Raw genomic sequence first — 13,090 nt, forward strand, 5'->3', positions numbered from 1 at the left:
TATCAATATCGTCAAAAGGAAGAAAGACGAACCAACTCTTGGGTATACGGATTTTGCGGTTGGGCAAAAAGCTGCTGCGTATCACCCTGCTCTACAATCTCCCCTTGGCGCATCACAATGGTGTAATGACACAAAGAGCGCACTACATTCAAATCATGACTTATAAAGAGATAGGTTAAACCATGCTTTTCTTGCAACGATTTTAGCAGTTCCAACACCTGCGCTTGAACAGTGCGGTCAAGGGACGATGTCGGTTCATCCAACAAAATAAATTGCGGCTTTAATACCAACGCTCGTGCGATAGCAATACGTTGACGTTGCCCACCAGAGAATTCATTCGGGAAACGAAAGCGGGTTTCAGGGTCGAGATCCACCTCGCGCATCACGGCACAAATCGTTTGGTCAATGCCCTCTTCATCTAGGTCGGTATGAACGCGAAGGCCTTCACCTATTACCTGTGCGACAGACATCCGTGGGTTCAATGCAGAGAATGGGTCTTGAAACACCACCTGCATTTTACTGCGATATGGCAGCATGGCTTTACGTTCTAGTCCTTGCAGCTCTTGGTGATTAAACTGAATGGAACCTTGTGATTGAACTAACTGCAATATCGCCATACCCGTGGTGGATTTACCCGAACCACTTTCCCCGACCAAACCAATAGAATGGCCCTTTTTGAGTGCAAAGCTCATGTCGGTCACCGCCTTAACATGATCTTTGGTTCGCTTAAGCAAGCCACCTTTGATCGGGAACCATACTTTGAGTCCTTGCGTGCTGACTAAGACAGGTTCTTCTTCACTGACCGCAACAGGCAGACCTTTCGGGTCAGAATCGATCAACTTACGCGTATAAGGGTGCTGTGGGTTGTTAAACAAAGCATGGCATTCGTTCGTTTCGATCAAATGGCCATGCTGCATCACAGCTACGCGGTCAGCAATGCGGCGCACAATGCTTAAATCGTGAGTGATAAACAACATCGCCATGCCCAACTCTTGTTGCAGCTCTTTCAGTAAATCAAGAATCTGAGCTTGTACCGACACATCCAGTGCCGTGGTTGGCTCATCCGCAATCAGCAATTCCGGTTCATTGATTAGCGCCATCGCAATCATTACGCGCTGGCGTTCACCACCAGAAAGCTCGTGAGGATAAGCATCAATTTTTTGCTCAGGCTGGCGAATACCCACTTTCCCTAACCACTCAATCGCTAATGTACGCGCTTTGTTTTCACGCATACCGCGATGCACGGCTAATGTTTCAACCAACTGTTTACCCACTTTATGCAGTGGATTTAACGACACCATCGGCTCTTGGAAGATCATGCCAATCCGCCCGCCACGTATACCGCGTAACTCTCTTTCACTGCATTTGAGCGTATCCACACCATCAAACCGAATTTGCCCAGTTTGATAGTGAGCAGACCCTTTGGGCAATAGCTTTAGTATGGCGTTCGCAGTCACCGATTTACCCGAACCACTTTCGCCAACGAGCGCCAAAGTCTCCCCTTTTTTGATACTCAAGGAAACGTTGTATGTTACGGTTTCGACACTCTGCGCGCGACCGAATCCGACCGATAATTCATCTATGGTTAGTAATGCGTCATTCATATCAAAATCACCGTTGTAAATGAGGGTCAAAGGCGTCGCGTACCGCTTCACCGACAAAAACAAGCAATGTCAGCATCATCGATAACACCACAAAGGCCGAAATGCCAAGCCAAGGAGCTTGCAGATTAGCTTTACCTTGCGCAAGCAGCTCACCTAATGAAGGGGAACCAACGGGCAGACCAAACCCTAAGAAATCCAAAGAGGTCAGAGTGGTTACCGAACCTGACAAAATAAAAGGCATCATAGTTAACGATGCCACCATCGCATTTGGCAGCATATGGCGTAGCATAATACGTCCATCACTTACCCCCATTGCTTGCGCTGCACGCACGTAGTCAAAGTTACGACCACGCAAGAATTCAGCGCGAACAATGCCGACCAAACTCATCCAACTAAACAGCACCATAATGCCCAATAGCCACCAAAAGTTTGGTTCAACAAAGCTCGATAAAATGATCAGTAGAAACAGCGTCGGCATACCCGACCAGACTTCGATAAAACGCTGACCAATTAAGTCTATCCAACCACCGTAATAACCTTGCGTTGCCCCAACGAAAACGCCAATCACTGAAGACACTAAGGTAAGCACAAAACCAAACAGCACTGAAATGCGAAAACCGTAGATGATACGAGCTAAAACATCCCTGCCCTTATCGTCTGTCCCCAACAAATTCGTATGATCAGGGGCAGAAGGCACACTGCCTACTAAGTTATAGTTGATGGTGTTGTAACTAAATTGAATGGGTGGCCAAACCATATAGCCATCTTTTTCAATCAGTTGTTTAACATAAGGGTCGGAATAGTCCGTTTCCGTTAAAAATTCCCCACCAAACGTGGTTTCTGGGTACATTTTTGCAATCGGGAAATACCACTCATGCTGATACGAAACCAGCAGCGGTTTATCGTTAGCAATCACTTCGGCAAACAGACTTAGGACAAACAGCAGGGCAAAAATCCACATTGACCACCAGCCACGACGGTTGGATTTAAAACGCTGCCAACGTGCCACGTTCAATGGGTTAGGACGAGAGTGTTTAAAAAAAGCCATTAGCGAGCCTCAAAATCAATGCGCGGGTCAACCCACATATAAGTGAGATCCGAAATAATGCTGAGTATCAAACCCAATAAAGTCATGATATAGAGCGAGCTAAACACCAGCGGATAATCGCGCTGAATGGTCGCTTCAAAACCGAGTAAACCAATGCCATCAAGAGAGAACATCACTTCAATGAGCATCGATCCAGTAAAAAAGATACTGATAAACGCGGCCGGAAAACCAGCAATGATGATCAACATGGCATTACGAAATACATGCTTGTATAAAATGGCACCTTCATCCAACCCTTTGGCTCGCGCGGTCACCACATACTGCTTATTGATTTCATCCAAAAACGAGTTTTTGGTCAGCATGCTTAATGTGGCAAACCCGCCAATCACCATCGCCACAATCGGCAGCGCCATGTGCCAAAAGTAATCGCCAATTTTCTGGTACCAGGTCATTTGGGCAAAGTTATCCGAAACCAAACCACGTAACGGGAACCAATCAAAATAGTTACCGCTGGCAAATAGGATGATTAAGATGATGGCGAATAAAAAGCCCGGAATGGCATAACCGACAATCACTAAAGCACTCGACCACACGTCAAAACGCGAGCCATGATGAATCGCTTTGGTGATGCCTAAAGGAATCGACACAAAATAGATGATTAACGTGCTCCATAGTCCCAAAGAAATCGAGACAGGCAAACGATCTTTAATTAAATCAATTACATTGCCACCACGAAACAAGCTTTCACCAAAGTGAAACGTCACGTAGTTTTTGAGCATATCGGTATAGCGTTCCAAAATAGGCTTATCAAAACCAAATTGCTTTTTAATCGACTCAACCACTTCAGGATCTAAACCGCGAGAGCCTTTGTAGCCGGTGGATTTTGCTTCGTTTGCAGGAGCAACCTCTTGACCACCGCCAGTGAAACGCTCCATTGTGCCATTAGCCTGTCCCTGAATTTGTGCAATGGCTTGCTCGACTGGCCCGCCGGGAGCGACTTGGATAATGAAAAAGTTAATGGTGATAATTGCCCAAAGCGTAGGAATCACCAACAGTAAACGACGAAATATATACGCAGCCATAAGTCCCTCTACTGACGTTTCGCAGGCAGTTTTTCAGCCTTCGCTTTATCTACCCACCAAGTATCGATAGCCAAAGAGTATTTCGGCATCGTTTTCGGACGATCAAACTTATCCCAAACCGCAATACGGTATTTACTCACATGCCACTGAGGAATGATAAAGAAATTCCATTGCAACACACGATCCAATGCTCTTCCTAACGGAAGAAGCTTTTCAGGGTTCTCTTGGTTCTTAACGATGCTTTCGGTTAATGCATCGATCGTTGGGTCCATCACCCCAGCCGTGTTGTAGGTTGAATCGATATAATGGGAGTTCCATGGGAATAACAAGTAGGAACTCGGGTACGCATTCGCAGAATAGCTTGATAACACCATATCGAAATCGCGATCACGTAGGCGCTTAGTGTACTGCGTGGTATCGATGGAGCGAATGTGCATGTCTATGCCCAAACGTTTCAAATTCCGTTGCAGTGGAATCGCCATGTTTTCTTGAGTCGGACTGTAAATCATGACCGAAAACGTAAAGGGTTCACCGGTTTTTTCATTGACCATCACACCATCACGCACCACCCACCCTGCTTGTTTAAACAGTGCAAAGGCCTTACGCATTTGCGGGCGTATGTAGCCTGAGCCATCAGTGACCGGTGGTTGATATTCTTCAGTAAACACGCGAGGTGGAACTTTATCTTTATAAGGTTTGAGTACTTCAAGCTCTTGCTTTGAAGGTAACCCCTTCGCTTCATAATCGGTGTTGGAGAAAAAGCTGCGCGTACGGGTGTATTGACCATAAAAAAGGTTTTTATTCATCCATTGGAAATCTAACGCGTAGTTGATGGCTTCTCTTACACGAACATCACGAAACATCGGTCTCTGGGTATTAAAGACATAAGCTTGAGTTGCCGCTGGCGATTCATGCTGGATCTCTTCTTTAACGATATACCCTTTATCGAAGTTAGAACCGTTGTAGGCGTTAGCCCACAATCGAGCCTGACCTTCTTGGCGAAAATCAAACTCACCAGCTTTGAAGGCTTCCAGCATTACGGTATCGTCGCGGTAATAATCGTATTGGATTTCTTCGAAATTGTTACGTCCAACGTTGACCGGCAAATCTGCCGCCCAGTAATTAGAGTCTAACTTATAAGTAATGCGTTGCCCCATCTTGTAACTGGCGATTTTATAAGGACCACTACCAATTGGTGCCTCTAACAAGGGTTCTGCTAGGTTTTTATCTCGCCAATAATGTTCCGGTAAAACTTGGGTTGATTCAGCCAAAGAAAATAACTTATCACGATTTGGTGTCGCCATTTCAATCCGTACCGTTAAAGGCTTGATGGCTTTGACCGATTTCACGTCTTTATAATAAACACGATATTGAGGGACCCCCTCGGTCATGAATTTACTGAAGGTAAATTCCACATCTTTAGCGGTAATCGGCGTTCCATCTTGAAAACGTGCTTTAGGATTAATGTCGATTTCCATCCAGGTGTAATCGTCGGAATAACGGACACGTTCAGCAATCAAAGGATAATAAGTGTTGATCTCGTCGTCTGAACCTTTGAAAAGAGCATCATAAAGTTGACTGGTATCAGCCGCAGCCACACCGCGAGAAGCGAAACGGTTAAAATTATCAAAAGTGCCGATTTTACCAAACGTCACTTTACCGTACTTTGGCGCGTTAGGATTGACGTAATCAAAATGAGCAAAGTTGTCAGAATACTTCGCGGTACCAAAGCCGACAAGGTGTTGGCTTTCAATGACTTTTGCTTGAACTGATTGGGTCGCAGTCGCAAGCAAGACAGAAAGCAATACTGGAGCAAATTTCCCCATTACGCCGTCCTTGAGATTTGATTGGAATAACAATTCATTCTATTTACAATGTGTTAAGGTGATGTTCTAGTATAGAGGCTAATCGGGTCTCTTAAGCAACTCGACACTGTTGTTCTTGCCAAGTTTTGCCTTTAAATCCCAATTTTGCGATCTACACTATTAAAACATCACATTTTCACGTAAATGAATGAAAATAACAACGATTATCATTGTTATATATGTAATTAAACGTTACTGTGCCAAACGCACAAGAAGTAATAATAACAGGTAATTATGCAAGCGAAATCGACTCAACGACCTAAATATCAGCTCACAGTGACTGCTACTCAACAACTGTCTGCGAACTACCAACGTATCACTCTTCAAGGTGAAAGCATTGCACACTTTGGAGCAGACAGCGCTGGCGATTACATTAAGCTTCTCTTTACTCCAGAAGGCAGTACCGACCTGTCGACCCTACCACACGACGCTCGTCCCGTGATGCGTACCTACACCATTCGCCAATTCGATGAAGAAACCAACTCCATGGATATCGATTTTGTGCGCCACACCGTCAACGATATGAGCTGTGGTTTTGCAGCTCGTTGGGCATTAGAGTGTAAGGTTGGTGATACCATCGAAATTATGGGACCGGGTAAAAAACAGGGAATCAATGAATACTCTGACTGGTTTTTCTGCGCCGCAGATATGACCGCCCTTCCCGCACTCGCTAATACATTGGCTCAGTTACCGCTGGACGCCAAAGGTTACGCAGTGATTGATATCCTTGATAAGGATGACCGCCAAGAAATCGATGCCCCAGATGGCATTAATGTGATTTGGAATATCCAACATCCTGAACATACCTTGGTGGATGTGGTCAAGGCTCAACCATGGTTAGATGGCCAGTGTGCCGTATGGTGTGCTTGTGAATTTGATTCGATGAAAGCGCTGCGCAAATACTTCCGCGATGAGCATGACATTGATCGTGAATACATCTATCTCAGCAGTTATTGGAAAAGTGGCGTGAGTGAAGATGGACATAAAGTGCTTAAACGCCAAGATTTAGACGAGCAGCACTAATAACCACTCTGCTTTGTCGCTTAAAATAAAAAATGGCCGCTGGGCCATTTTTTTCGTCGATAGATTTTGCCTCAAAAACAGTGGGGTTACCCTTCAATAACCACCACATCATGTCGCCAATATTCCACATCGGCCCTGACGATACGTTGCTGTTTGTCGATAAAACGACGCTCGATCACCAAACAAGGCGTACCTTCAGTAGCACGCAGCAACTGAGCAATGTCCCCCTGTAAGGACTTTACCGCCAAACGATAGGTTACTGCCTCTAATATCAAAGGAAACTGTTTTTCAAGTTCAGTGAGCAAAACGTCTTCTTCAATTCCCTCAGTAGCGCTAACATAGTCTGGTAACAAGTAACTATTCACGTAACAAATCGGTCTCTTTTCGAGGTAACGAATTTGTTCAATAGCGTGCGCTTTACTAAAAGGAGCTAACTCAAGTAAACGAGTTGCCGTTTTCGTCGCTAAGCTGTTCTTAACCGACAAAATTTGCCAGCTGCCTTCCCGCTTTTGATCGTCCGTTAATTGCACAAATGGCAACGCTTTACTGGGGTCATAGCGAAGTGGTTCCGGTGCAATAAACCAACCTCGGCGATCTTCCCGATAAATAGCCCCTTCCGATTCAAGCAGAGATAAAGCCTCACGCAGAGTCACTCGTGTTGTAGAAAACGACTCGGCCAATTGACGCTCAGAAGGTAACTTTTGCCTTGCGGCTAACGTGCCGGCTTCTATCTGATCCAAAATCGCTTGCTTGATTTTCACGTATTGCACGTTCAGTCCTCAAAACGCTGGTTAAACCACACTATACATTTTCTACGTAGAATAACTATGTATTCAAATCGGTGCCTTGCCTATAAGCGAATACATTCTCGCTGAAACCGCATCTTGAGGTTACTTGGGTATATTAAGCCAATAGCAGTGCTTGTAACTCATCAAGAGAACGCACTTCATGATGAGGTAAAATATCTTGCGGCGTTTCTTCCCCATTGAGATTTAACCAACAGGTTTCCACACCAATATTGAGTCCACCAAGAATATCAGAATGAGGGTTATCACCAACCATCAGTACCCGCTTTTTGTCTGGGTTACCCATTTTTTCCAGTGCATGGGCAAAAATACGGGCATCAGGCTTTGCAATGCCAACCTCTTCGGAGATGATGATATGTTCAAAATGAGACGCCAGTCCTGTGCGCTCTAAACGAACCATCTGTAAATCAGCAAAACCGTTGGTAATAATACCCATCCGCACTTTCCCTTGCAGGGCATCAATAAGCGCTTGAGCACCAGGGAGCAAACTGCAAATATCCGCCATAGCCTGCATGTATGAGCGATTTAACTCTGCCGGTGTGGTATCCAGTTGCTTTGCCCATTCAATAAAACGAGTGTGTTTGAGTTCATTTGCAGTAATATCGCCATTTTGATAATCAACCCACAGCGGTTGATTCACTTTTTGATACGCTTGGTAAGCCTCATCCGTCAGCTCCATCCCTTTACGCTCTAACATTAAGGTTAATCCGCGACGACCGTCAAAATGAAATAGTGTCTCGTCGGCATCAAAAAGTATCCAATCGTACTGCATGTGTTTCTCCTCATTAAGTACCGCTCAGTTTATACTGTTTCCAACAAACACATAAGTCATTGGCATAGAAACTTTTTGTTTCCCTCCCATCAACAATAACTCTAGCATTAACACACCGAATGCCGCTACACTCCCTTACGTGGACACACACCCCATTAGGCGGACACATACCGTATCTTTACACGGACACACACCATAAAGTCGTTATAAGTAACGGTGTGTGTCCGGTTAACAATCAAATCAGGAGCCCATTATGTACAACAACTTCCCGACTATTCCACTGTTTGTCGCGGTTGTCGAAAGCGGGAGTTACTCACGCGCAGCAGAAAGGCTTAACATCACTAAATCCGCTGTCAGTAAACGTATCAGTCAGCTAGAAGATGAGTTGGGTATTCGTTTAATTCAAAGGACGACCCGCCATATTAGTCTAACGGAAGCTGGAGAACGTTATTACGAGTATGTATCCCAAGCGTTGTCTTTTGCTCAACAGGGTGTTGATGCGGTGGCAGAGCTGCAAGGAGAACCTCGAGGAAAACTAAAAATTACAGCGCCTATGTCATTTGGGGTACGGCATATAGCACCATTTCTTACTGAGTTTTTGCAGCGTTATCCTCATATTGAACTTGATCTGCAATTTGAAGATCGTATGGTGGATTTGGTTTCAGAAGGTTACGATCTCGCCATACGAATTGGTCATCTAACAGACTCCAATTTGATCGCTAAACGCTTAGTGACCTGTCATAGTGTACTGTGTGCCTCGCCAGAATATCTAGCGCAACATCCAGCCCCTACTGAGCCAGCCGATTTAACTCACCACAACTGTATCAAATACTCGTATTTTCGCGGCGGCAGTGAATGGACTTTTTGTAAGAGTAATAAAGAATTCAAAGTATTACCTAAAGGTAATATGTCGGTAAATAACAGCGAAGCCATTCGAAGAGTGCTGCTTTCTGGATTGGGAATTGGCCAACTACCTACATTTATCGTCGGAAAAGACGTACAAGAAAAGCGCTTAGTACCGATCATGTCGCCCTATGCATTGCCAGTCCATGCCGTTTACGCTGTGTATCCAGTGCGTAAACACCTCCCACAAAAGGTGAGCCTCTTCATCGAGTTTTTAAACGAAAAATACGGCCAAGCACTGCCTTATTGGGATAAGGGCATTTTTAGCTAATCCTAAGGCCCACGATTCGCTGTTTATTGAGTTTTTGTTTTGCAGCATCAAGCTTATGCGCAGCCCCAATCCAAACTTTGGCGTCTTTTTCTAGTTGGGTACAAAGGAAAAGGCATTCACGGTTGGACAACGAGAGTCGCGTTAGAATCGGCGGAGTTGATGCAACAATATAGCCTGAAGACGTATCACGTACGTGTCTTCCTACCCAATCAATGAATTCTATATAATCGAGCAATCGGAAAGGAATGCCCGATGAATCATCAAAAGCCGTATTTCCTACAAAATCACTCAGTCCAATAACCTGGGGTCGTCCCTGCTCTAACGCATCTAAACGCGCTCTTAGTGATGTATGTTGAGCATCTTCTGGCGTGCTGACCATTTCAGCTCGAACAGGATTGAGGTCGACATATGCCATCGCACTTAGCAGCGCCTTTTCATCCAGTAATGCTTGGGATTTAAAACGTCCTTCCCAAAATCGGCCAGTGCAGTCATCCTCTTTATTGGCTTGAACAGCGATGCCATAATTTAGCTCTTTCATAAACCAGCTTAACGAGCAAAGACGTTCGCGCCACTCCAATATCGTTTCATCGCACCATTTTTTCTGAGCGTCCGTTAGTTGCTCTCCTGCCAACCAACTTTTGATTATTACGGGTGTTTTATGTTCAACACACCATCGTTCTACAACATCTCGCTCACTTAAACCAAATGCCTGCTCCTGATTGAGGCTAACCACCAAATGGTAGTGATTACTCATTACCGCATAAGCACACACATCTACACAATAAAAAGACGCCAAGGTCAAAATTCGCTGCTCGATCCAATCGCGTCGATGTTCATATGAGCGTCCGGTTAACGCATCCTCTCCGCATAGAAATGAACGTCGAACACAACGAGATACACAGTGGTAGTATGGTGTCACTTCTGGACATACCAATCGAGAACGAGCTGTTGCCATAACATCACCTGAATTGTTTAACTTCTGACCACTTTCCCTATAGACGCTAACAACGCCAATAATCGTTCCAGTATTTTGCGAGGCAATTCAAAAGATGAGCTGATTATTAGCCTGTCTGTCCAGCTAATAACGTGTGTGTCCGGCTAATGAGGTGTGTGTCCGGTTAACATTTACTGATATAAAACAAGGCGTGAATACGCAGGGAGTTTTATAAAGAAAGGATTGACTTGCCAACCCCTAAGGACAGCTATGAAACACTTTCTCCCCTCTTCTGCTATATTGACCGCATTTACTATGCAACACTATTCTAGTGTCGATGAATATTTGACAGCCCAAGAGCAAAAATCCGAAGCACAACAAGCGGCTCAAGCACCAACCAATCACACTAAAACCAAAGACGATACGGAATCGAACTAACCCCACTTAACAATAAAGGAGCGACCCCATGAAAAAAGTAGCCGTGATACTCAGCGGATGCGGCGTCTTCGACGGAGCAGAAATACACGAATCAGTATTAACCCTACTCGCCATTGAGAAGAATGGGGCGACTTGGCACTGTTTCGCACCAAATGTAAATCAACATCATGTCCTCAACCATATTACCGGTGAGGAGATGGAAGAAACTCGCAATGTATTGGTAGAGTCTGCTCGTATCTCTCGTGGCAAAATAGATGATGTTGCTAAGCTAAAAGCTCACGACTTTGATGCACTGATCATTCCTGGCGGCTTTGGCGCAGCAAAAAATCTGTCTGATTTTGCCTTCAAAGGAGCAGATTGTGTGTTACATGAGGATGTCGCGAAAGCGTGTCGTTTATTTGCGAAAGCAGGTAAACCTGCCGCCTACTTATGCATCGCTCCTCATCTTATTCCCAAAATCTACGAATCAGGGGTCGAGGGAACCATCGGTAACGATAAAGAAACTGCTGCAGCCTTCAATAAAATGGGAGGGCAACACGTCAATTGCCCAGTGGATGACTTCGTCTACGATCAAGAGCACAACGTACTATCGACTCCCGCTTATATGCTTGCTGAGAATATTTCTCAAGCAGAATCAGGAATTAACCGTCTTGTAACAAAATTAATCTCATTGGCGTGATAATTTTTGTGTGCCAAAGCCTTATATAACGGGCTTTGGCGTTAAATTTTGTGTCCAGATTACCCCATTTGTGAAATGTAAAATTACTGCATTAGTTATTCCATTTTGGTAAAAATTCATGAGATGAACATCACCGTATAAAATTCCATCAGTAGAAACTATAAGTCACTATATTCACTATGGTTATTAATGTGATCCAGCTCAAGAATGAGCATCAATTTGAACGTGCTTCAAGGATTTTTGCGCCAGATCAAACACACTCTGCGACAAACTGTGCAACTCTAGAGCCAGATATTTTGAACATAATTATTATTGGAGTTAACTCATGGCGAGTGCATTTTTTATTCCTACAGTAAACCTAATGGGCGCAGATTGTCTTGTTGATGCAGCGGATGCGATCAAATCTAAAGGCTTTACCAAAGGTCTGATTGTAAGTGACGCAATTCTGAACAAAATCGGCGTAGTTAAACAAGTTGCTGACCTACTAACTGAACGTGGTGTAGCAACAGTGGTTTATGATGGTACTCATCCAAACCCAACTGTGACCAACGTAAATGAAGGTCTAGCGATTCTTAAAGAAAACCAATGTGATTTCGTTATTTCTCTAGGCGGCGGTTCACCACACGACTGTGCAAAAGGTATCGCTCTTCTTGCTTCTAACGGCGGCGAAATTGCGGATTACGAAGGCGTTGACCAATCTCCAAAACCAATGCTGCCATTGATCGCAATCAACACCACTGCAGGTACTGCGTCTGAAATGACTCGTTTCTGCATCATCACTGACGAAGTTCGTCACATCAAAATGGCTATCGTAGACAAACACACGACTCCACTGATGTCTGTTAACGATCCTAAATTGATGCTTGCTAAACCAGCTTCTCTAACTGCAGCAACTGGTATGGACGCACTGACTCACGCAATCGAAGCTTACGTTTCTATCGCTGCAACACCTATCACTGATGCCGTTGCAATCAAAGCAATCGAAATGATTCAAGCGAACCTACGTGAAGCAGTGAAAAACGGTCAAAACCTAGAAGCTCGTGAAGCAATGGCATACGCACAGTTCATGGCGGGTATGGCATTTAACAACGCTTCTCTAGGCTACGTACACGCAATGGCACACCAACTAGGTGGTTTCTACAACCTACCTCACGGTGTATGTAACGCAGTACTTCTTCCACACGTACAACGTTACAACGCAACTGTTGCAGCAGACCGTCTACGCGACGTAGCTAAAGCAATGGGTGTGAATGTAGAAAACCTAACAGCTGAACAAGGCGCAGCAGCGGCTATCGACGCTATCGTATCTCTATCTAAAGAAATCGGTATCCCTGCAGGTCTAACTGAGCTTGGTGCGAAAGTTGAAGATGTACCGACACTAGCAACTAACGCTCTTAAAGATGCTTGTGCTATCACTAACCCACGCCAAGGTACACACGAAGAAGTGTGTGAAATCTTCAAAGCAGCATTTTAATTGCTGATTTGCTAAGACTTTGATAAAAAGGTGCTCTCGGAGCACCTTTTTTTATGCCGACTGAAAATACCCCGTCCTACTTATTAAATTCAATAAGTTGAATAATAAAATGGCGATAAAACAGCAGGTAAATTTGATTCATCGCAGTAAAACGGTGAAAGATCCACTGCTTTTCCTCGTTCGTGGGAGTT

General features: G+C 44.5%; 12 protein-coding genes. 5 read left to right on the forward strand and 7 right to left on the reverse strand.

Annotation, left to right across the window (positions count from 1 at the left end):
• Nucleotides 1-11: 11 nt before the first annotated feature.
• The 4 genes from yejF to JCM16456_RS20505 are packed head-to-tail and all read right to left on the reverse strand — an operon-like array spanning nt 12 to nt 5,560.
• Entirely contained in the window at nt 12-1,604 is a 1,593-nt protein-coding gene (gene yejF, locus JCM16456_RS20490) for a microcin C ABC transporter ATP-binding protein YejF (protein WP_068717979.1), read from the reverse strand.
• 7 nt (nt 1,605-1,611) lie between these two features.
• The gene (locus JCM16456_RS20495) at nt 1,612-2,652 is read right to left on the reverse strand and encodes an ABC transporter permease (RefSeq protein ID WP_068717981.1); all 1,041 of its coding nucleotides are present in this window, start codon (nt 2,650-2,652) and stop codon (nt 1,612-1,614) included.
• The gene (locus tag JCM16456_RS20500) at nt 2,652-3,734 is read right to left on the reverse strand and encodes a microcin C ABC transporter permease YejB (protein ID WP_068717983.1); all 1,083 of its coding nucleotides are present in this window, start codon (nt 3,732-3,734) and stop codon (nt 2,652-2,654) included. The genes JCM16456_RS20495 and JCM16456_RS20500 overlap by 1 nt, the downstream gene beginning before the upstream one ends.
• A gap of 8 nt (nt 3,735-3,742) precedes the next feature.
• On the reverse strand, nt 3,743-5,560 hold the full coding sequence (locus JCM16456_RS20505) for an extracellular solute-binding protein (protein WP_068717990.1): 1,818 nt from the start codon (nt 5,558-5,560) through the stop codon (nt 3,743-3,745).
• 273 nt (nt 5,561-5,833) lie between these two features.
• Between JCM16456_RS20505 and JCM16456_RS20510 the strand changes: the two genes are divergently transcribed.
• Nucleotides 5,834-6,622, forward strand: coding sequence for a siderophore-interacting protein (locus JCM16456_RS20510; protein ID WP_068717994.1), 789 nt, complete (start codon nt 5,834-5,836; stop codon nt 6,620-6,622).
• Between the two features lie 86 nt (nt 6,623-6,708).
• On the opposite strand, the gene JCM16456_RS20515 is transcribed toward JCM16456_RS20510, so the two are convergent.
• Both JCM16456_RS20515 and yjjG read right to left on the reverse strand, forming a co-directional pair.
• A complete protein-coding gene (locus tag JCM16456_RS20515) occupies nt 6,709-7,392 on the reverse strand; it encodes a UTRA domain-containing protein (RefSeq protein WP_068717996.1) in 684 nt (227 codons plus the stop codon).
• 133 nt (nt 7,393-7,525) lie between these two features.
• Complete coding sequence (yjjG, locus tag JCM16456_RS20520) at nt 7,526-8,200, reverse strand: pyrimidine 5'-nucleotidase (protein WP_068717998.1); 675 nt, start codon at nt 8,198-8,200, stop codon at nt 7,526-7,528.
• Nucleotides 8,201-8,453: 253 nt separating this feature from the next.
• Between yjjG and JCM16456_RS20525 the strand changes: the two genes are divergently transcribed.
• Nucleotides 8,454-9,374, forward strand: coding sequence for a LysR family transcriptional regulator (locus JCM16456_RS20525; RefSeq protein WP_068718004.1), 921 nt, complete (start codon nt 8,454-8,456; stop codon nt 9,372-9,374).
• Here the strand turns inward: JCM16456_RS20525 and JCM16456_RS20530 are convergent.
• Nucleotides 9,367-10,329, reverse strand: coding sequence for a transposase (locus tag JCM16456_RS20530; RefSeq protein ID WP_068718005.1), 963 nt, complete (start codon nt 10,327-10,329; stop codon nt 9,367-9,369). The genes JCM16456_RS20525 and JCM16456_RS20530 overlap by 8 nt on opposite strands.
• A 249-nt stretch (nt 10,330-10,578) precedes the next feature.
• Between JCM16456_RS20530 and JCM16456_RS23905 the strand changes: the two genes are divergently transcribed.
• The 3 genes from JCM16456_RS23905 (at nt 10,579) to yiaY (ending at nt 12,899) form a co-directional block, all read left to right on the forward strand.
• Nucleotides 10,579-10,746 carry a hypothetical protein gene (locus JCM16456_RS23905; RefSeq protein ID WP_156430612.1) on the forward strand — a complete coding sequence of 56 codons (168 nt, stop codon included), beginning with the start codon at nt 10,579-10,581 and terminating at the stop codon, nt 10,744-10,746.
• A 28-nt stretch (nt 10,747-10,774) separates the two neighbouring features.
• Nucleotides 10,775-11,425, forward strand: a complete 651-nt coding sequence (gene elbB, locus JCM16456_RS20535; protein WP_068718006.1) for an isoprenoid biosynthesis glyoxalase ElbB — start codon at nt 10,775-10,777, stop codon at nt 11,423-11,425.
• 325 nt (nt 11,426-11,750) lie between these two features.
• A complete protein-coding gene (gene yiaY, locus JCM16456_RS20540; RefSeq protein ID WP_068718007.1) occupies nt 11,751-12,899 on the forward strand; it encodes an L-threonine dehydrogenase in 1,149 nt (382 codons plus the stop codon).
• Nucleotides 12,900-13,090: the final 191 nt, after the last annotated feature.

The organism is Vibrio tritonius (assembly GCF_001547935.1).
Lineage (GTDB): Bacteria > Pseudomonadota > Gammaproteobacteria > Enterobacterales > Vibrionaceae > Vibrio > Vibrio tritonius.